Annotated in this window: 17 protein-coding genes and 1 riboswitch; of the genes, 5 read left to right on the plus strand and 12 right to left on the minus strand. The window is 76.1% G+C overall.

The features are described 5' to 3' along the window. The first annotated feature begins 89 nt into the window (after nt 1–89). Complete coding sequence (locus ACZ6Y7_RS16730; protein ID WP_465758609.1) at nt 90–1,166, plus strand: NAD(P)/FAD-dependent oxidoreductase; 1,077 nt, start codon at nt 90–92, stop codon at nt 1,164–1,166. A gap of 124 nt (nt 1,167–1,290) precedes the next feature. Here the strand turns inward: ACZ6Y7_RS16730 and ACZ6Y7_RS16735 are convergent, their stop codons facing one another. The 6 genes from ACZ6Y7_RS16735 to ACZ6Y7_RS16760 form a co-directional block, all read right to left on the minus strand. Further along, complete coding sequence (locus ACZ6Y7_RS16735) at nt 1,291–2,124, minus strand: ECF transporter S component (protein WP_465758610.1); 834 nt, start codon at nt 2,122–2,124, stop codon at nt 1,291–1,293. Further along, nucleotides 2,121–3,800, minus strand: coding sequence for an ABC transporter ATP-binding protein (locus tag ACZ6Y7_RS16740; protein ID WP_465758611.1), 1,680 nt, complete (start codon nt 3,798–3,800; stop codon nt 2,121–2,123). Before ACZ6Y7_RS16740 ends, ACZ6Y7_RS16735 begins: the two co-directional genes overlap by 4 nt. Then, entirely contained in the window at nt 3,797–4,906 is a 1,110-nt protein-coding gene (locus ACZ6Y7_RS16745) for an energy-coupling factor transporter transmembrane protein EcfT (protein ID WP_465758612.1), read from the minus strand. The genes ACZ6Y7_RS16740 and ACZ6Y7_RS16745 overlap by 4 nt, the downstream gene beginning before the upstream one ends. Before the next feature lie 133 nt (nt 4,907–5,039). After that, nucleotides 5,040–5,876: an SCO2322 family protein gene (locus tag ACZ6Y7_RS16750; RefSeq protein WP_465758613.1), complete on the minus strand. Its 837-nt coding sequence runs from the start codon at nt 5,874–5,876 to the stop codon at nt 5,040–5,042. Next, the gene (locus tag ACZ6Y7_RS16755) at nt 5,876–7,117 is read right to left on the minus strand and encodes a prenyltransferase/squalene oxidase repeat-containing protein (protein WP_465758614.1); all 1,242 of its coding nucleotides are present in this window, start codon (nt 7,115–7,117) and stop codon (nt 5,876–5,878) included. Before ACZ6Y7_RS16755 ends, ACZ6Y7_RS16750 begins: the two co-directional genes overlap by 1 nt. 107 nt (nt 7,118–7,224) lie before the next feature. Next, a riboswitch (cobalamin riboswitch) is annotated at nt 7,225–7,304 on the minus strand. Between the two features lie 139 nt (nt 7,305–7,443). Next, nucleotides 7,444–8,070: a TetR family transcriptional regulator gene (locus ACZ6Y7_RS16760; protein WP_465758615.1), complete on the minus strand. Its 627-nt coding sequence runs from the start codon at nt 8,068–8,070 to the stop codon at nt 7,444–7,446. A gap of 241 nt (nt 8,071–8,311) precedes the next feature. Here ACZ6Y7_RS16760 and ACZ6Y7_RS16765 point away from each other — a divergent pair, with 241 nt between their 5' ends. The 3 genes from ACZ6Y7_RS16765 (at nt 8,312) to ACZ6Y7_RS16775 (ending at nt 11,546) form a co-directional block, all read left to right on the plus strand. Beyond that, nucleotides 8,312–9,622, plus strand: coding sequence for a glycosyltransferase family 4 protein (locus tag ACZ6Y7_RS16765; protein WP_465758616.1), 1,311 nt, complete (start codon nt 8,312–8,314; stop codon nt 9,620–9,622). Nucleotides 9,623–9,744: 122 nt separating this feature from the next. Next, a complete protein-coding gene (locus ACZ6Y7_RS16770; protein ID WP_465758617.1) occupies nt 9,745–10,488 on the plus strand; it encodes a class I SAM-dependent methyltransferase in 744 nt (247 codons plus the stop codon). Next, a complete protein-coding gene (locus tag ACZ6Y7_RS16775) occupies nt 10,485–11,546 on the plus strand; it encodes a prenyltransferase/squalene oxidase repeat-containing protein (protein ID WP_465758618.1) in 1,062 nt (353 codons plus the stop codon). Before ACZ6Y7_RS16770 ends, ACZ6Y7_RS16775 begins: the two co-directional genes overlap by 4 nt. Before the next feature lie 253 nt (nt 11,547–11,799). Here ACZ6Y7_RS16775 and ACZ6Y7_RS16780 read toward each other — a convergent pair whose 3' ends face one another. The 4 genes from ACZ6Y7_RS16780 to ACZ6Y7_RS16795 all read right to left on the minus strand — a co-directional run bounded on the left by ACZ6Y7_RS16780 (nt 11,800) and on the right by ACZ6Y7_RS16795 (nt 16,118). Continuing rightward, nucleotides 11,800–12,705 carry a hypothetical protein gene (locus tag ACZ6Y7_RS16780; protein WP_465758619.1) on the minus strand — a complete coding sequence of 302 codons (906 nt, stop codon included), beginning with the start codon at nt 12,703–12,705 and terminating at the stop codon, nt 11,800–11,802. Between the two features lie 214 nt (nt 12,706–12,919). After that, the gene (locus tag ACZ6Y7_RS16785; RefSeq protein WP_465758620.1) at nt 12,920–13,936 is read right to left on the minus strand and encodes an N-acetylmuramoyl-L-alanine amidase; all 1,017 of its coding nucleotides are present in this window, start codon (nt 13,934–13,936) and stop codon (nt 12,920–12,922) included. Nucleotides 13,937–13,943: 7 nt separating this feature from the next. Then, complete coding sequence (locus ACZ6Y7_RS16790) at nt 13,944–15,227, minus strand: hypothetical protein (protein WP_465758621.1); 1,284 nt, start codon at nt 15,225–15,227, stop codon at nt 13,944–13,946. A gap of 237 nt (nt 15,228–15,464) precedes the next feature. Next, nucleotides 15,465–16,118: a class I SAM-dependent methyltransferase gene (locus ACZ6Y7_RS16795; protein ID WP_465758622.1), complete on the minus strand. Its 654-nt coding sequence runs from the start codon at nt 16,116–16,118 to the stop codon at nt 15,465–15,467. Between the two features lie 266 nt (nt 16,119–16,384). Here ACZ6Y7_RS16795 and ACZ6Y7_RS16800 point away from each other — a divergent pair, with 266 nt between their 5' ends. Next, nucleotides 16,385–17,467: an alcohol dehydrogenase catalytic domain-containing protein gene (locus tag ACZ6Y7_RS16800; RefSeq protein WP_465758623.1), complete on the plus strand. Its 1,083-nt coding sequence runs from the start codon at nt 16,385–16,387 to the stop codon at nt 17,465–17,467. 112 nt (nt 17,468–17,579) lie between these two features. Here the strand turns inward: ACZ6Y7_RS16800 and ACZ6Y7_RS16805 are convergent, their stop codons facing one another. Both ACZ6Y7_RS16805 and ACZ6Y7_RS16810 read right to left on the minus strand, forming a co-directional pair. After that, nucleotides 17,580–17,750, minus strand: coding sequence for a hypothetical protein (locus ACZ6Y7_RS16805; RefSeq protein ID WP_465758624.1), 171 nt, complete (start codon nt 17,748–17,750; stop codon nt 17,580–17,582). Between the two features lie 602 nt (nt 17,751–18,352). Continuing rightward, nucleotides 18,353–18,496: a VenA family class IV lanthipeptide gene (locus tag ACZ6Y7_RS16810; protein WP_465758625.1), complete on the minus strand. Its 144-nt coding sequence runs from the start codon at nt 18,494–18,496 to the stop codon at nt 18,353–18,355. Between the last annotated feature and the right edge of the window lie 196 nt (nt 18,497–18,692).

Below are 18,692 nucleotides of genomic sequence, written 5' to 3' on the forward strand. Positions count from 1 at the left end.
GGTGACCCGCCTCACACCCCGCGCGGTGTCACGGCCCGCGGTCCGCCGGCATCTCCTCGGCGACCGATCGCACCGGCAGGGAGGCCGCAATGAGGACAGGGCCCGAGACGAGGGTCGTCGTGGTGGGAGCCGGGTACGCGGGGATGCTCGCGGCCAACCGGGTCACCCGCAAGGTGAGGGGCGCCGAGGTCACGGTGGTCAATCCGCGCCCCGACTTCGTGGAGCGTGTCCGGCTGCACCAGCAGGTGGCCGGGACGGCCGTCGCCGCGACGCCGCTGGCGTCCATGCTGCGCGAGGGGGTCACGCTGAGGGTCGGTGCCGCCGAGCGGATCGGCGACGGGCGGGTGGTGCTGGAGGACGGCACGCGCCTGGACTTCGACTGGGCGTTCCTCGCCGTCGGCAGCACGGTGCGGCCGCTGCCGGGCACCGTGCCGGTGGGCACGTGGGAGGGGGCGGAGCGCGCGCGGACGGCGCTGGCCTCGCTGTCGGCGGGCGGCACCGTGACGGTCGTCGGCGGCGGCGCGACGGGGGTCGAGACGGCTGCGGAGGTGGCCGAGGCGAGGCCGGACCTGACGCTGCGGATCGTCGGGCCGGCGGTCGGGGACACGTTCTCCGGCCGGGCGTACCGCAAGGTGCGCGCCGGGTTGGAACGGCTGCGGGTGGAGATCGTGGACGACGGGGTGACCGGGGCGGGCGAGGGCGTCGTGCACCTGCGGTCGGGCGTGGCGCTGCTCTCCGACCTCACCCTGTGGGCGATCGTCTCCGGTGTCCCCGACCTGGCGACGCGCAGCGGCCTCACTGTCGACGGGGACGGCCGCGCCGTCGTCGACACCGCGCTGCGGAGCGTCGATGACGAACGGATCTTCGCCATCGGGGACTGCGCGGCCGTCCCCGGCGCCCGCTTCGCCTGCGCCGTCGCCGGCCCGCAGGCCGTCCACGCCGTCGACACCATGGCCCGTCTGATCGCCGGCCGCACCCCCGAGCCGTACCGCGTGCGCTACCTCGCGCGGGCCGTCACCCTCGGCCGCAACGACGCCGTCGGTCAGTTCACCCACCGCGACGACACCCTCCGGAGCGCTCATGTCAGCGGCCGAGCCGGGGTCATGATCAAGGAACTCGCCTCCCGCGGCGGCATGTTCGGCGCCCGGACGGGCCACGGCGGCTGACCGGACGTCATGCGGCCGGTGCGCCGGCGGCCGGCCGCCGTCCCCGTGTGACCGGTGCCGCCGGCGCGGCGGCGCACGGCGCACGGCGCACGGCGCACGGCGCACGGCGCGCCGGAAGCGCCGGTCACCCCTCCGGCGGGCGGAAGCTCACCGGCGCGTCGAAGGCGGCGCGGCGGGTCGCCCGGCGCAGGGCGCGCAGCACGGGCGTGCCGAGGGTGAGGCACAGGACGACGGTCAGGGCGGCCCTCGGCAGGTCCCACCCCAGCGAGGTGGTCAGGCAGTAGGCGGCGAAGCGGACCAGGTTGGCGCCGACCGGGTCGCCCGGGACGAAGGAGATGGAGCCCGCGAGCCCGCCGATGTACGGCCAGCCCTGCAGGTTCATGACGGTGCCGTAGAGGACCGACGCGAGAGCGCCGTACCCGGCGAGCAGCAGCAGTTCGCGGCGGCCGCGCAGCGTGGCGGGGCCCGGCAGCAGCCCGGCGCCGAGGCATACCCAGCCCATCGCCAGCATCTGGAACGGCAGCCACGGTCCGACCCCGCCGGTGAGCAGGGCGGAGGCGAACATCGACAACGAGCCCAGCACGAAGCCGAATCCCGGTCCGAGCACCCGCCCGGACAGCACCATCAGGAAGAACATCGGCTCCAGGCCCGCCGTGCCCGCGCCGAGCGGGCGCAGGGCCGCGCCCGCCGCGGCCAGGACGCCCAGCAGCGCCACGGACTTGGCGTCCAGCCCGGGCGCGCCGCCGCCCGCCTCGCGCCCCTCGGAGATCTGCGCGACGACCACGGCGAGCAGGAGCGGGAGCAGGAGCGCGAACAGCCAGGGCGCGTCGGCCGAGTGGCCCACCAGGGCGGACCCGGTGGAGGCGAGCAGCGGCCAGCCGAAGGCGGCGACACCGACGGCGGAGACGAGCAGGAGCGTCGCGATGGAGCGACGGCCGAGCGGGACCGGTCGGTTCATGCGTCCAGAGCCTCCGCGACCTGTCCGACGGTGAGCCACGGTCCCGGGGCCAGCACCTTGGCGACCTGCGGGGCGAAGGCGGGCGAGGAGACCACCACCTCCGCGGTCGGGCCGTCCGCGACGACCTCCCCCTCGGCCAGGATCACCGTGCGGTGGGCGAGTTCGGCCGCGAGCTCGACGTCGTGCGTGGCCAGCAGGACGGCGTGCCGCTCGGCGGCGAGGCCGCGCAGGACGTCCACCAGTCGGGCCTTGGCGGCGTAGTCCAGGCCACGGGTCGGCTCGTCGAGCAGCAGCAGCGGGGGACGGGCCGTGAGCACGACGGCGAGCGCGAGGGTGAGCCGCTGGCCTTCGGAGAGGTCGCGCGGGTGGGCGGTGTCCGCGAGGCCGGGCAGCAGGCGCTCGACCAGCGCGCGGCAGGTGCCCGGGGCGGCGTCCGCGTCCGAGTCCGCGGCCGCGCACTCGGCGGCGAGCGATTCGCCGTACAGCAGGTCGCGCGGGTCCTGCGGGACGAGGCCGACCGCGCGGATCAGCTCCGCGGGCCGGGTGCGGTGCGGGACGCGGCCGCCGACCCGGACGCTGCCGGAGGCGGGGGCGTGCAGGCCGACCAGGGAGCCCAGCAGGGTGGACTTGCCGGCGCCGTTGCGGCCCATCAGGGCGGTGATCTCGCCGGGGCGGAGGGCGAGGTCGACGCCGCGCAGGGCGTGCACCGGGCCGCGCCGCACGGCGAGGCGGTCGGCGACGGCGATCGGCTCACCGGTAGGGGCGGGCGCAGAAGCGGGCGCAGGGGCGGGGGCAGGCGCAGAAGCGGCGGCGGGGGCGGGCGCAGAAGCGGGGGCGGGGGCAGGCGCGGCAGCGGGCGCCCGGCCGTCGAGCCGTTCCCGGAGCGCGCCGGCCTTGCGCCGGGCGTCGCGCACCGACAGCGGCAGCGGCCGCCAGCCCGCAAGTCGGCCGAGGCCGACGACCGGCGGGTGGACCGGGGAGTGCGCCATCACCTCGGCCGGCTCCCCCAGCACCGGGGGCGCGCCCGGGGTCAGCAGCAGCACCTGGTCGGCGTACTGGACGACCCGCTCCAGCCGGTGCTCGGCCATCAGGACGGTGGTGCCAAGGTCGTGGACCAGCCGCTGCAGGACGGACAGCACCTCCTCGGCCGCGCCCGGGTCGAGCGCCGAGGTCGGCTCGTCCAGGACCAGCACCCGCGGGTGCACGGTGAGCACCGAGCCGATCGCGACGCGCTGCTGCTGGCCGCCGGACAGCGAGCCCAGTGCGCGGTCGCGCAGGTCGGCGAGGCCGAGCAGGTCGAGGGTCTCCTCGACCCGGCGGCGCATCACGTCGCCCGGCAGGCCCAGCGACTCCATGCCGTAGGCGAGTTCGTCCTCGACGGTGTCGGTGACGAAGTGCGCCCGCGGGTCCTGTCCCACCGTGCCGACCAGGTCGGCGAGTTCGCGCGGCCGGTGCTCGCGGGTGTCCCGGCCGCCGACGGTGACCCGGCCGTGCAGCACGCCGCCGGTGAAGTGCGGCACCAGGCCGCTGACCGTGCCCAGCAGGGTGGACTTGCCGGAGCCCGACGGGCCCACCAGCAGGCAGAGTTCGCCCTCGGGGACGGTGAGGTCCACGCCGGCCAGGACGGGCGCGGCCGAGTCCGCGTACCGGACGGAGACCTGCTCGAAGGTGATCACGATGCCCTCCGGGGCGGGGTCGGGGTGGCGAACGCCGGCACCAGGCCGAGCAGCGCGGTCAGTACGGCGGCGAGCGGCAGGACCGGGACGGTCGGCGGGACGACGGTGGGGGCGAAGGCGGCCGGGTCCTGTGCGGCGAGGTAGCCGGTGAGGGCCGCCACGGCGGCGCCGGAACCGGCGGTCAGCCACTCCGGCAGCGCCCAAGGGTCGGGCCGATACCGGGTTCTGACGGTGCGTCGGCCGCCGAGCAGTAGTCCGACGAAGGCGGCGGCCAGGCCGAGCGCCAGCACGGGCAGCGCCCAGCCCGCGCCGCCGGCGGTCAGCAGGCCGTACGCGGCCAGGCAGACCCCGAGCAGTCCGGCCAGGGTGAGCGCGGCCGTCACCCGGGCGAGCCGGCGCGGCACGTCGGCGGTCCGGCCGAAGCCGCGGGTGTCCATGGCTGCCGCCAGCGCGATCGACCGCTCCAACGCGCCCTCCAGTACCGGCAGTCCGACGCTCAGCACGGCGGCCACGCCCTTGTCCGTACGGCCTCTCAGTCGGCGTGCGGCGCGCAGCCGGCGGACGTCGGCGACCAGGTTCGGGGCGAAGGTCATCGCCACCACCACGGCGACGCCCGCCTCGTAGAGCGCGCCGGGCAGGGTCCGCAGCAGCCGGGCCGGGCTGGCCAGGGAGTTGGCGGCGCCGACGCAGATCAGCAGGGTGGCCAGCCGCAGCCCGTCGTACAGCGCCGCGAGCAGGCCCTCGACCGTCACCCGGCCGCCGATCCGCACCCCCTGCGCCCAAGCGGGCAACGGCACTTCGGGAAGGGTGAACAGCACATGGGTGCCGGGGATCGGCGAGCCGAGGAAGACGGCGAACACCAGCCGGATGCCCAGCACCAGCAGCCCCAGCCGCAGGAACGCCCCGTACGACCGCGACCAGGGCGCGTCGCCGCGGCGCGCCGCGACCACGTACCCGGCGACGGCGGCGAGCAGCAGCAGGATCGCCGGGTTGGTGGTGCGGGTCGCCGCCGCGCCCAGCCCGAGCGCCCACAACCACCAGGCCCCGGGGTGCAGCTGGCGGGGACCGGTGGGCGTTCGGGGGCGGCGGCGGGTGGTGCGGCTCACGGAGACGTTCCTGGATCGGGTGCGGCCTGGCTGGGGTTCACGACGTCACGGCTTCTCGACCTCGCGGCTTCACGGCTTCTCGACGTCAAGGGTTCAAGGGCTCACGGCGTCACGGCTTCTCGACCTCGCGGCTTCACGGGGCGCGACGGCGGCGGCGTGCCTGCCAGACGGCGCCGCCGGCGAGCACGGCGACCAGCGCGCCGCCGGCGATCAGCCCGACGTCCGGGCCGCCGCCGTGGTCGGCGGAGGAGGCCGTGGCGCCCGGCGCGGCGGCGCCCGCCGCACCGACCTGGTCGGCGCAGCCCGCCGACGGGTACCCGGCGATGGCGCACAGCAGTCCGTTGGTGTCGTACCGCAGCGGCGGCGCGACGGCGGCCAGCACCTCGGCGGAGGTGGCCCGCGGTGCGACGGCGGCACAGGCGGTCCGCGGCCCGGGCACCGTCGCCCCGGTTGCCCCGGCGTCCTCGGCGGTCCCGAAGTCCAGTACGACGGCCACTCTCTTGCGGCCCTCCTGCGGGGGCGTCTGCGCGCAGATGTCGGCGAAGCTCCCGGCCGTCCGCGGCTTGGCGGCGTCCTGCCCGCCGTCCGGACTCACCGCGAACCGCCACCCGTCCACGGCGCCGTCCGACGGCACCGCGATCGCGGGGCCCTGCTGCTGGTACGCCCAGCTCCCGCTCCCGGCACCGCGCCAGAACGACCAGTACCGGTACCCGGCGGCCTCGGCGGGCGCCGCCCCGGCGACCACCAGCAGCACCCCGACCAGCGGCACCCCGAGCAACGGCAGCAGCAGTCCGGCGAGCCGGCCGCGGGTACCGGCGCCACACCGGGCGGCACGGGCGGAACGGGCGGCACGGGTGCTACGGCCGATGGCGTGCGCCTCGGGCCGGTGGCCGCGCGGGGCGGGTACGGCGGCGCGGGCCGCCCCGCCCGAAGACGGCTGGGCGGGGCGGGTGCGGGTGGTCGGCGGCATCAGAGGTTCGGGTTGCGCTTGCGCTGGAGGCTGAGGAGGAGCCCGCCGCCGATGCCGATGAGGAGGCCGACGCCGATGATCCAGTACTGGCTGATCCCGTCGGTCTTCTTCTTGGCCGGGGTGGCCTCGTCCGTGGTGGCCGGGGCAGCCTTGGGGGTGGGGCCGAGGGCGGTCAGCTTGCCGGTGAGGTCGGCGGTGGAGCGGTGGTCGGCCTGGGCGACGAGGAGCAGGGTGGCGGTGGCGCCGGCGTCGGTGCCGTTCTTGGTCCAGGTGTCCGCCTGTGCGTCCAGCCAGTCGACGGCGTTGGTGGCCTGCTCGGGGTGGCCGCTCTGGATGAGGGAGAGGGCGGCCCAGGCGGTCGCGGTGTAGTCGGGGCTCGGCGCGGCGCCCGGGGTGGTGAGGGTGAGGTGGTTGTCTCCAGCCGTGAGCTGGGCGGTGAGGTAGGCGCCGACGGCCTCGCCCGCCTCGGCGTGCGGGACGGTGGCGGGCGCGGAGCCGTCGGCGCAGGCGAGCGGCTTGGGCGGGGTGTCGGCGCGCACCGAGTTGGCGGCCGGCAGGTGTCCGCCGGCGGCGGCGAGCGCGGCCTGGCCGCTGGCGAGGCCGTTGGGGGCGAGGGCGCCGGTGGCGGTGTCCGGCTGGTAGGCGAAGGCGCCGCGCTGGTCGGCGGGGGCGGTGCAGCCGAGCTGGAAGCGGGCGAGGCCGTCGAAGGCGTTCTTGCCGGCCTTGGTGACGCCGGCCGGATCGGTCCTGGCGGCGAACAGCGCGTTGACGGCGAGTCCGGTGGAGTTGGCGTCGCCGGGGCTGCCGGGGTTGTAGGCCCAGCTGCCGTCGGTGTTCTGGTTGGCCTTGAGCCAGGCGACGCCCTTGTCGACGGCGGGCTGGTGTCCGCCGAGGGCGACCAGGGCCTGGATGGCGACGGCGGTGGCGTTGCTGTCCTCGGTCTTGGGGTCGCAGGGCGCCCCGGCCGCCCGGTAGGAGGGCCAGCCGCCGTCCTCGCACTGCTGGCCGGTGAGCCAGCCGACCGCCGAGTCGGCCGGGGTGACCTTGGCAGCGGTGAGCGCGGTGAGCGCCAGCGACTGCCGCCACACGCCGTCGTACGTCGGGTCGCTCTTCCCGTACAGGCCGTCGGGGACGGCGGCCGGGGTGGGGGCGGGGCTGTCGGCGAGGGCCGGGCCGGCGGCGATGCCGGCGAGCAGCGCGGCGGACAGGGCGGCGGCGCCCAGGCGGGCGGCGGTGAGCATGGTGCGGTCGTGCCTTTCGGTGAGCGGTGGTGGCCCTGGCGGGGGCCGTTCCGTAGTCCTCGACGGTGCCGGGCGCGCGCGTCCGGACGGGCCGCTCGCCCCGCCCCGGGTGCTCCGACTCGTCCGGCGGCCGTGGCGGCCGGGACTCACGGTTGCGGGTCAGCGCCGGATTCGCACCGGCTTCCCCCGGGGGAGGAGCGGGATGGAGTTGTGCTGCCCGTCGACTCTAGCCGCCGGAGCGCCGCCGCCACCCCCACCGGTACCCCCGCCGGTATCCCGGCCGCCACAGGAACAGGTTCCAGTCGGCGCGGGCCGGGCAGGCGGGCTCACGGCAGGGTGAGCAGCCGCGCCGCGGTGTGCAGGTCGGCCCGGACCTCGGCGATCGAGGCGCGTCCGGACAGCCAGGCCACGAGCGCCGAGTGCCAGGTGTGCTCGATGACCCGGACCGCCGCGCGCTGGCTCTCGCTGGGTGGCCCGGACTGGCCGATCGCGTCCAGGATGAGCTGCCCGGTGGCCACGCTGACCTGGTCCACCTCGGCGCCGACCGAGCGGTCCGCGAAGGACAGCGCCCGGACCATCGCCTCGGCGAGCAGCGGTTCGCGCTGCAGCGCGTGGAAGGCCCGGGTGAGGGTGTCGGCGACCCGCAGGGCGGGCTCGGGGTCGGTCGGCGGATGCCGCCGGATGTGCTCGTGCAGGCCCTGGAGCTGCTCCAGCATCACCGCGACCAGCAGGTGCACCTTGGAGGGGAAGTACCGGTACAGCGTGCCCAGCGCGACCTGCGCGCCCTCCGCGACCTCCCGCATCTGCACCGCCTCGTACCCGCCGCGGGCGGCCAGCGCGGTCGCGGCCCGCAGGATCCGCCGGCGCCGTTCGGCCTGGCGGGTGGTCAGCGGCAGCACACCGGGCCGGGGTGCGGCGGGCGCCGGGGACAGGGGCTCGGTGGACGGCGGCAAGGGTGCTCCCGGGCGGGCGAGAGTGGCGAGGTGCTCCACGTGGTGGGCAGGGGCGGCTGGATCGGCGTGGCGGGAATCACCAGCCCTGGCTCCTGAGGAGAAGCTACGGGCCGGTATCTTCGAGGTCTCTCATTGTTCACGTGGTCGATGACGAGTTCCACAGCCGCTGAAACCTGATCTACTTTAGCGACCGGAAGCACCGACCGGCAGCTCAGATAGCAGCTAGAGAAGAGGGCCCAGGATGACCGCGCAGCCGCTGCGGATTGCCCTGCTGTCGTACCGCGGGGACCCCTTCTGCGGCGGTCAGGGCGTGTACGTACGGCACCTCTCGCGTGAGCTGGCCAGGCTGGGACACCACGTGGACGTGATCGGCGCCCAGCCGTACCCGGTGCTGGACGAGGTCGAGGGCCCCGGCTCGGTGCGCCTGGTCGAGCTGCCGAGCCTGGACCTCTACCGCGCCGACGACCCCTTCCGCACCCCCGCCCCCGGCGAGTTCCGCGGCCCGGTGGACGTGCTGGAGTTCGCCACCATGCGCACCGGCGGCTTCCCCGAGCCGCTGACCTTCTCGCTGCGCGCCCGCCGGTACCTGGCCGCCCACAAGGGCCGCTACGACGTGGTGCACGACAACCAGACGCTCGGGTACGGCCTGCTGGGCCTGGCCCGGCACGGCTTCCCGCTGGTCACCACGATCCACCACCCGATCACCGTGGACCGGCAGTTGGAGCTGGACGCGGCAGCCACCCGGCTCAAGCGGCTGTCGCTGCGCCGCTGGTACGCCTTCACCCGGATGCAGCGCCGGGTGGCCGCCCGGCTGGACCGGGTGATCACCGTCTCCGGCACCTCGCAGCGCGAGATCGCCGAGCACCTGGGCGCCGCGTCCGGCGCGATCTCGGTGGTGCCGATCGGCGCCGACACCCGGCTGTGGTCCCCCTCGGACGCGGTCGAGCGGGTGCCCGGCCGGATCGTCACCACCTCCAGCGCGGACGTCCCGCTGAAGGGCCTGGTGTTCCTGGTCGAGGCGCTCGCCAAGGTCCGCACCGAGCGGGACGCCCACCTGGTGGTGGTCGGCAAGCCGCAGAAGGAGGACGGGCCGGTGGCCGAGGCGGTGCGCCGGTTCGGGCTGGCGGAGCACATCGAGTTCCGCAGCGGACTGACCGACGAGGAACTGGTCGACCTCTACCGCTCGGCCGAGGTGGCCTGCGTCCCGTCCCTGTACGAGGGCTTCTCGCTGCCCGCCGCCGAGGCGATGGCCACCGGCACCCCGCTGGTGGCCACCACCGGCGGGGCGATCCCCGAGGTGGCCGGGCCGGACGGGGAGACCTGCCTGGCCGTACCGCCGGGGGAGGCGGACGCGCTGGCCGCCGCGCTCGGCCGGCTGCTGGACGACCCGCAGCTGCGGGCCGAGCTGGGCGCGGCCGGACGGGAGCGGGTGCTGGCCCGGTTCACCTGGGAGCGGGCCGCCGAGCTGACCGCCGAGGCCTACCGCGCGGCGATCGCCACCGGCGTGGGCGCCCGGGCCCGCTCCGGGCCCGGCTGGCGGTACGTGGCCTAGCCGCGGCGTCGGCCGCCCGGCAGGGTGCGCCGACGCGGACCGCCGCCCCGGGCGCGCGCCGCCCGACGAAGCGTGACGAAGCGTCAAGGACGCTTGGTAGCAATAGGAATGGGAGTCCTGCAGTGCTGACCGTCGATTTCTCGCGCTTCCCGCTCGCCCCCGGCGACCGGGTGCTCGACCTGGGCTGCGGCGGGGGCCGGCACGCGTTCGAGTGCTACCGCCGCGGCGCCAACGTGATCGCCCTCGACCAGAACGCCGAGGAGATCGCCGAGGTCAGGAAGTGGTTCGCGGCGATGGAGCAGGCCGGTGAGGCCCCCGAGGGCGCGTCGGCGGTCGCGATGGAGGGCAACGCGCTGGCGCTGCCGTTCGAGGACGAGTACTTCGACAAGATCATCATCTCCGAGGTGATGGAGCACATCCCGGACGACAAGGGCGTGCTCAACGAGATGTTCCGGGTCCTCAAGCCGGGCGGCCTGCTCGCCGTCACGGTGCCGCGCTGGCTGCCCGAGAAGATCTGCTGGGCGCTGTCCGACGAGTACCACGAGGTCGAGGGCGGCCACATCCGGATCTACCGGGGCGACGAGCTGCTCGGCAAGCTCAAGGACGCCGGCCTGGAGCCGTACGGCACCCACCACGCGCACGCGCTGCACTCGCCGTACTGGTGGATCAAGTGCGCGGTCGGCGTGAACAACGACAAGGCGCTGCCGGTCAAGGCCTACCACCAGCTGCTGGTCTGGGACATCGTCGGCACCCCGGTGATCAGCACCCTCACCAAGGCCGCCGAGCGCGCGCTCAACCCCGTCATCGGCAAGAGCTTCGTCGCGTACGCCTCCAAGCCGAACCGCGCCCCGGGCGGCGCGGCGTGACCGCCGCCGTCCCCGAGGTGCTGCTCCTCGACGGCGTGCTGGACGCCGAGCAGGCCGCCGCCACCGTGCGCAGCATCCTCGCCGAGCAGCGGCCGGACGGCGCCATACCGTGGTTCGCCGGGCACCACCTGGACCCGTGGGACCACACCGAGGCCGCGATGGCGCTCGACACGGCCGGCGAGCACGCCGCCGCCGAGGCCGCCTACCGCTGGCTCGCCGCCACCCAGAACCCGGACGGCTCCTGGTACGCCGCGTACACCGACGGCGTGGTCACCGACCGGGCCAAGGAGAGCAACTTCTGCGCCTACGTGGCGGTCGGCGTCTGGCACCACCACCTCAGCGCCGGCGACGACGCCTTCCTGGAGTGGATCTGGCCGGTGGTCCGGCGCGCCCTGGACTTCATCGTCTCGCTGCGGCTGCCCGGCGGCCCGATCGCCTGGCGGGTCGACGAGGACGGCGGCGCCACCGACGAGGCGCTGCTCACCGGTTCGTCCAGCATCCTGCACGCGCTGCGCTGCGGGCTGGCCATCGCCGACTACCTGGAGGAGCCGCAGCCCGACTGGGAGCTCGCGGCCGGCCGGCTGCGGCACGCCATCACCCACCACCCCGAGCGGTTCCTGGACAAGGACCGCTACTCGATGGACTGGTACTACCCGGTGCTCGGCACCGGCCTGCGCGGCGACGCCGCGGTGGCCCGGATCGAGCGGGACTGGGAGCGCTTCGTCGTCCCCGGCCTCGGCGTGCGCTGCGTCAGCGACCGCCCGTGGGTGACCGGCGGCGAGAGCGCCGAACTCGCCCTGGCGCTCTGGGCGATCGGGCAGTCCGACCGCGCGGTGGACATCCTGCGCTGGATCCAGAAGCACCTGCGGCACGAGGACGGCTCGTACTGGACCGGGTACGTCTTCGAGGACGACGCGATCTGGCCGGAGGAGCGCACCACCTGGACGGCCGGGGCGCTGCTGCTCGCGGTGGCCGCCCTCGGCGGGGACCCGGCGACGGTCGCGGTCTTCGGCGGGGACCAGCTGCCCGCCGGGCTGGTGGTCCAGGACTGCTGCTGAGCGGGGCGGCCCCGGACCGCCGCCGACCAGGGTGGTCCGGGGCCGTCGCCGAGCGGGGTGGGTGGTCCGGGGCCGCCGCCGAGCGGGGTGGGTGGTCCGGGGCCGCCGCCGAGCGGGGTGGGTGGTAAGGACCACCGCCGAACGTGGCGGGTGGTAAAGGACCCCCGCCCGAGCGCGGACACGCGGAAGGGGGCGGGACCGGTTCTCCGGTCCCGCCCCCTTCTCCGTCGTGCCGTCGGCCGCGTCCGGGACGTCAGCCGCGCTGCAGGCCGGTGGTGTCGTTCAGCAGGCCCTGGGTGCCGTCCGCCAGCTGGGCGACCAGCGCCGTGCCGCGCTGCTCGACGGCCAGGTACCAGGTGCCGGGCACGACCTCGCCGACCGGGGCACCGGCCGGGTTGTCCTTCGGGGCGAGCTGGCGCGGCGCCGGGACGGCGAACCAGTACGGCTGGAAGTCCGCCGCCGGGGCGGCCGCGGCCGGCTGCGGGGCCGGCGCGCCGGCGTCCTGCGGCTGACCGGGCTGGACCGGCTGACCGTGCTGCGGCTGGCCGCCGGCCGGGTAGCCGTAGCCGCCGGCCGGCTGGGCGCCGAACGCCGGGTCGTGGCCCTGCGCCGGGTAGCCGTACTGGCCGGGCTGACCGGGGGCACCCGGGTGGCCGGGCTGGCCCGGCACGGGGTAGCCGCCCTGGTAGGGCGCGGCCGGGCGGTCGGTGACCAGCGGGGCCTTCAGCGCGGGGACCAGCGGCCCGGCCGCGGCGGCACCGGCCAGCACGATCAGCGAGATGAAGCCGAGCCAGGCGCCGAAGCCGTGGCTCAGGCGGGAGCCGGAGGGGCCGCCGCCCAGCGCCCAGATCGCGGTCCACAGCGCCGCCACCGCGAAGGCGATGCCCCACTGGTCCAGCCGCAGGCCGAGCACCTGGCGGTTGGCGCCCGCCGGGCCCTGGAAGCGCTGCACCAGGATCAGCACGGCTGCGGCGATGCCCAGCAGGTAGATCGAGGGCAGGATGGGGAACAGCTGGGTGCTCCACGCGTTCTGCGAGGTGTCCCCGCAGTACGGACCGCTGCAGTCCACGGTCCAGTAGGGCAGGAAGGAGGCGATGAAGAGCAGGACGGCCGCGCCTGCGACGGCGGCGTCTCCCCTGGTGAGAGCGCGCAGATTCACTAACGTTCCCCTCGTTGACGTGTCGTGGACGGTGCTTCGTGCGGTCGGGCTGACCGGCCGAAACTCCCGAACGGACCAGAAGCCTAGGCCCAACCGTCCTGCCGGTGCACGGCGGGACCCGGGAATGGGGCGAAGTCGTTGCAAACCGCGCGGGCCGGGCGGAGCTCGTCCGCCGGGGTCTGCGGCTCGACTTCCGTACTGGGTCGTCGAGTTCTTATGGAGTCGTCAGGTACGCGGTCAGCGCGTCGGCGATCCCCTGGGCCGCCTGCCGGCGCCACTGAGGGTCCGTCATGCGCTTCGCGTCCGTCGAGTTGCGCATGTTACCGCACTCGATGAACACCTTGGGGACGGTCGACAGGTTGAGGCCGCCCAGGTCGGAGCGGGTGTCCAGGCCCTGGTCGGCGATGTAGTCGGCGTACGGCTCGCCGGTCGCGGTGCGGAAGTGATCGCGCAGCAGCAGGCCCAGCCGGTGCGAGGGTTCGACGATCGCGGTGGTGTTCGCCTTCCCGGCCACCACCGTGGCGGGCATGATCACGTGGAAGCCGCTGCCGCTCGCCGGGCCGCCGTCCGCGTGCACCGAGACCGCGACGTCGGCGTGCGCGTCCGCACCGGCCCGGGCGCGCTCGTCGATGCACGGGCCCCAGGGGCGGTCGCCGTCCTGCGTCAGCACCACCGTGGCGCCCCGGGCGGCCAGGATCTCGCGGGCCCGGCGGGAGACGTCCAGGGTGTACTCGGCCTCGGTGTAGCCGGCGTTGGTCTCCGTCCCGGTGGTGTCGCACTCCTTGCGGGCGTTGCCGATGTCCACCTGACGGTTGATCTCGGCGGAGTGCGCGGCGTTGCCGGGGTTGTGCCCGGGGTCGAGCAGGACGGTGCGGCCGGCCAGGCTGTTCGCCGCCGCGGCGGTCGGGGTGGGGGTGGCGCCGGCGGTCGGGGTGGGGGGCGCCGTCGGCGCGGGCGCGGACGTCCCGGCCGCCGGGGCGTCGGTGGTGGGCGGTGGGGCGACGGGCGGCAGCAGCGGGGAGGCGCCGGGGTCGGCGCCCGCGGGCGTGCCGGTGGCGCCCGCCGTGGCCGGGGCGGGGGAGACGGCGGTCGTGGCGCCGGCCGGGCCGGAGTGGTCCAGGGCCTGCCAGCCGAACCAGCCCGCCGTGCAGAGCGGTACGGCCGCGGCCACCACGGTGGCGACGCGCAGCGGGGCGGAGCGGCGGGGCGGTCGGGGGGCGGTGCCGGTCACGGGTGGATCAGATCCTGTCCTGGGTGCGCGGGGTCAGGCCGAAGCTGGTCGCGATCGGGTTCCACTTGGTCATGAAGTCCGTCTTCGCCTGGGTGGCCTGCGGGTTGAGTTCGTCCGCGTGCTTCTTGTCCTGGGTGGTCGGGGCCCGCCCGGAACAGCCCTGGGCGGCGACGGCGCGCGCCCAGGCCGCGTACGCCTTGTCGATGTCGGCGGACAACTGCCAGGCGGACTTCAGCGAGTTCACCGCCTCCGCCCCGCCCGGTACGTCCGAGACGCTCAGCTGGCCGAGCTTGGTCAGCAGCGTGGTGCGCTGGGTGGCACCGCTGTCGAACACCTGTGCCGCGCTCTCGATGTCGGCCTTCGACGGGCAGCTGCTCACCTTGGCGACGGCGCTGCCGATCGGGGCCTTGGCGTTCTCGCCCTCGCTCAGCAGGCCGTCCAGCGCCTGCGCCTGGGCCTGGGCGTTGGGCCCGGCCCCGGTCGCCGTCGGCGACGGCGTGGCGGTGGGCGAGGCCGGGGCGCTCGCGGCGCCGCTCGGCGCGGTGTCCGTACCGGTGGGCGCGGGCGGCGGAGCGCCGGAGCCGTTCGCCGGGGTGCCGGCGGGGGCCGGCGCGGCCTGACCGTCCTTGGCACCGCCGTCCCTGGCGGCGAACACGAGGCCGCCGCCGATCGCCAGCACCAGCAGCAGCGCGAAGCCGATCAGCAGCGGGGCCTTGCGGTTGGCGGGGCGGTCCTCGTCGTCGCCGTCGGCGGTGGTGTAGGCGGAGGGGTAGTCGGCGGGGTGGCCGGCCGGGTGCTCCGGTCCGCCGCCGTACGGGGCCTGCGGCGGGGCGGCGGGCGGCTGGGGGTAGCCGTAGCCCTGGGACGGCTGCTGCTGCGGGGCCGGGAAGGGCGGGGCCTGGAACGGCTGGGTCGGGTGCTGCGGAGCCTGCGGCTGGGCGGTCGCGTGCGCGGGGAACGGCGAGGCCGCGGGCGGGGCGGCCGGGGGAGGCGTCGCGCCGCGGGGGATCGGCGCGGTCGGCGGGTCGTAGCCGGGCGCGGTGGCCAGGTACGGGCGGGCGCCCGGCGGCGGGCCCTGGTCGCCGAGCCCACCGGGCGGGGGTGGTGGGGCGACCATGCCGAGACGGGGGTCGACGGGTGCCTGCGGTGCGGCGGGCGGCTGGGGGCTCGCGGCCGTCTCGGGGGCGGGTCCGTCCCCGGCCGGGCGCTGCGGGTTGCGCACCCAGCCACCGGCACCGCCGCGCGCCGTGGGGTCCCAGACCGCCGGAGCGGTGTTCTGCTGGTCCGTCATGTCGCTGCTGGCCCCCACCGTCCGCCGATGCTCTGCCTGGTGCTGCGCGGCCACCGTACCGTTCGGTCCCCCGACCGACAGCCCCGGCACGACGTTAGAGCATCGGCACCGGGCGGTGGGGCGGCTCGGCGGATCCGTGCGGTCCGGTTCCTCGGCGGGGTCTGGCCGGGGCGGTTCGGGCGTCCGGCGGGCGGGTGCGGGGCGCGGGGATCAGGGGACGGGGAGAGTGGGCGGGGCTCAGCGGGTGGAGCGGCGCAGGACGCGCAGGGAGCCGGTCACCGAGACCTCCTCGAAGCCCTCGGCGAGCGCCCGCAGGTACACCCGGTACGGGGCCTGGCCGCCGTCCGCCGGGTCCGGGAAGACGTCGTGCACCACCAGCAGGCCCTCCGGCGCCAGGTGCGGCACCCAGCCCTCGTAGTCGCCGGTCGCGTGCTCGTCGGTGTGCCCGCCGTCGATGAACACCAGGCCGAGCGGACGCCCCCACAGCGCGGCGATCCGCGGCGAGCGGCCGACCAGCGCCACCACGTGCTCCTCCAGCCCGGCGGCGTGCAGGGTGCGGCGGAAGCGGGGCAGGGTGTCCATCAGGCCGACCTCCGGGTCGACCAGGGAGGTGTCGTGGTACTCCCAGCCGGGCTGCTGCTCCTCCGAGCCGCGGTGGTGGTCCACGGTCAGCGCGACCGTCCCGGTCTCCCGGGCCGCCGCCGCCAGCAGGATCGCCGAGCGGCCGCAGTAGGTGCCGATCTCCAGCACGGGCAGGCCGGTGCCGCGGGCCGCCGTCACCGCGGCCGCGTACAGGGCGAGCCCCTCGTCCACCGGCATGAACCCGGTGGCCGCCTCGAACGCCGCCAGCACCTCGGGCGCCGGGCGGGCGCTCTGCAGCAGGTCGGACATGCGGTGCTCCTCGGGGTCGGGCCGGACCGGGCCGCAGCGGGCCGGCCGGGTCGAGTGTCGTGGACGGACGTGCTGGGACCCTACTCGACGGTAGTGGCGGGAGGCGCGGGTGGCCCCGGGAGACCGGGAGCATCAGGGCGGACCGGGCTGCGGGCCCGGTGCCGTGCCGGGTGGAACCCGTTCTCCTGGCGTGCGGAGACCGTGCCAGAATCGGCCCCGTCCGAGGATCCACTCCGCGTCACACGATGCCCCCGGGGAGCAGCACCATGCGCGCAGCCATCCTGCACGAGACCGGCCAGGCGACCCTCGACGTCCGCTCGGACGTGACCGCGGTCGGCTTCGGGAGCGGCAGCGTCCGGGTCCGGATGCGCGCCGCCAGTCTCTGCCACTCCGACCTCTCCGCGATGAGCGGCGTCCTGCCCCAGCCCGCTCCGTTCGTCCCCGGCCACGAAGGGGCCGGGGACGTGGTCGAGGTCGGCGAGGACGTGACCGGCTTCGCCGTCGGCGACCGCGTGGTGCTCTGCTGGATGGCCCCCTGCGGGCACTGCGACCACTGCGTACGGGGCCGCGGACACCTCTGCGTCGCCAGCCTCCGCCGGCTCGGCGCCCCCGGCTTCCGGATCGAGGAGGGCGGAGTGACCGCCTCCGGCTTCTACGGCACCGGTGCCTTCGCCGAGGAGGTGGTGGTCCCCGCCGACGCCCTCATCCCGGTGCCCGCCGACCTCCCGTACGAGGTCGCCGCGCTGATCGGCTGCGGCGTCACCACCGGCGTGGGCGCCGCCGTCAACACCGCCGAGGTCGAGCCCGGTGCCTCCGTCGCCGTGATCGGCGCGGGCGGCGTCGGCATCGCCACCGTGCAGGGCGCCCGGGTCTGCGGCGCCGGCCGGATCACCGTCGTCGACCCGGTCGCCTCCCGCCGTGAGCGCGCCCTCGCCTTCGGCGCCACCGACGCGATCGCCCCCGAGGACCTGAAGGCCGTCGCCAGGAAGCTGCCCGGCGGCGGCTTCGACTACGTCTTCGAGGCCGTCGGGCGCGCCGCCACCGTCCGGGCCGGCTACGACGCGGCCCGCCGCGGCGGAGCCGTGGTCGTCATCGGCGCGGGCGCGCAGGACGACCTCGCGCAGTTCACCATGGGCGAGCTGTTCTTCAACGAGAAGCGCCTGCTGCCCTCGCTCTACGGCGGGGCGACGGTCGGCCGCACGGTCGCCCTCGTCGTGGACCTCTGGCGGGCCGGGCGGATCGACCTCGACGGCATGATCACCCACCGGGTGGGCCTGGCGGACGTCAACGACGCGATCGCGCAGATGCGCAGCGGCGAGGCGCTGCGGACCGTCGTGACGATGGGCTGAGGGCCGGCCCGGCGCCCCGGGCGGCGACGCCGAGGGCCCGCCGGGGGAGTGCTGCTCCCCTCGGCGGGCCCTCGTGCGCGTGCGCGACGTCCGCGGTGTTCGCGCGGTCGGATCAGCCCTGCGCCGCGGCCGCGCGGTGGCGGCCGTGCGGGTCGGCTTCCGGGCTGTCGTCGGCGGCGGACCGGCCGCGGTGACGGCCGTGCGCGCTGTCCCCGGCCGTCTTCTCGTCGGCGTCGGTCCCGGTGAGCGCCGGTCCGGTGGTGTCGGTGAGGGTGTCGGACATGAGAAATCGTCTTTTCCGTGCGGAGGGTGCAGGTCATCGGCGCCCGTCCGGCACCGGTGGCGCTCGGCTGGGTCCCCGATCGGGCGCTCGGTACGCGCCCGTAGCCGGTGATCGCGGCCCGTGCCCCGGCCACCCTAACGGCCGGAACGGACGAGATCCTATCGAGATCATGATGCGAGCCCGGCGCCGGTCCGGGGCACGAACGGCGCGGCCGGCGCGGGCGGTACGGACAGGACGAACGGTACGGACGGCGCGGGATCGACGGAACCGATGCGGTCGGCGGTGACCGCCGTCCTCCCCGGGCGGCCGGCGAAGGCCCGTTGCTCCGCTCCACCCGCTCCACCCGGTCCTCCGCCGACGGCGTCCGGGTGACGGGCGCCCGGACCGGCGCGGGCGAGCGGTCCGTCCGCACCGGCGCCGACAACTGACCTCCGCCTGCCGGGATTTCACCCGGACCGAGGAGCAGGGCCACCCGTGGCGGCGCGAGCCCGCAACCGAACGAGGCGGGTGCCGTCCCCGCCTGTCCGGACAGGCGGGGACGGCACCGGATGGCTACCGCCCGATCGGCCGTCGGCCGAGCCGGTGGCTCGGCTGCCGGAGGCTCAGCTGACCGTGAAGAGCAGGCAGGTCAGGATGAGACAGGTGTACTGGCAGCCGTTGCCGTGGCCGGTCAGCTCGACGGACTCGGTCTCCGGCAGGTCCTGCAGCGCCGCGAGGTCGGTCTCGAAGTCCACCGTGTGCTCCATGGTCGGTTCCTCCCCTTGAGGTCGCGCCCGCCGCGATCTGCGGGCGGGCGCCGGGTTTCGCACCCCGGGCGGCCTCCGTCCACCGCCTCGGGGTTGGTGCCCCGGGCCGCGTCGGCCCGGGAGTCTGGGAAAGGTGCGGCGGGCGCTCGGCCCGCCCGGGCGGTGCCTGCCGCCGGTGGGCCGCTCGGCCCGGCGT

The sequence above is a fragment of the Kitasatospora sp. NPDC053308 genome (assembly GCF_055585785.1).

Bases quoted from the DNA above. Each gene is read 5' to 3' on its own strand.
- ACZ6Y7_RS16730 (WP_465758609.1), top strand. From the start codon at position 90: ATGAGGACAGGGCCCGAGACGAGGGTCGTCGTGGTGGGAGCCGGGTAC.
- ACZ6Y7_RS16805 (WP_465758624.1), bottom strand. From the start codon at position 17,750: ATGTCCGACACCCTCACCGACACCACCGGACCGGCGCTCACCGGGACC.
- ACZ6Y7_RS16735 (WP_465758610.1), bottom strand. From the start codon at position 2,124: ATGAACCGACCGGTCCCGCTCGGCCGTCGCTCCATCGCGACGCTCCTG.
- ACZ6Y7_RS16795 (WP_465758622.1), bottom strand. From the start codon at position 16,118: ATGTCCGACCTGCTGCAGAGCGCCCGCCCGGCGCCCGAGGTGCTGGCG.
- ACZ6Y7_RS16810 (WP_465758625.1), bottom strand. From the start codon at position 18,496: ATGGAGCACACGGTGGACTTCGAGACCGACCTCGCGGCGCTGCAGGAC.
- ACZ6Y7_RS16790 (WP_465758621.1), bottom strand. From the start codon at position 15,227: ATGACGGACCAGCAGAACACCGCTCCGGCGGTCTGGGACCCCACGGCG.
- ACZ6Y7_RS16765 (WP_465758616.1), top strand. From the start codon at position 8,312: ATGACCGCGCAGCCGCTGCGGATTGCCCTGCTGTCGTACCGCGGGGAC.
- ACZ6Y7_RS16755 (WP_465758614.1), bottom strand. From the start codon at position 7,117: ATGCTCACCGCCGCCCGCCTGGGCGCCGCCGCCCTGTCCGCCGCGCTG.
- ACZ6Y7_RS16750 (WP_465758613.1), bottom strand. From the start codon at position 5,876: ATGCCGCCGACCACCCGCACCCGCCCCGCCCAGCCGTCTTCGGGCGGG.
- ACZ6Y7_RS16800 (WP_465758623.1), top strand. From the start codon at position 16,385: ATGCGCGCAGCCATCCTGCACGAGACCGGCCAGGCGACCCTCGACGTC.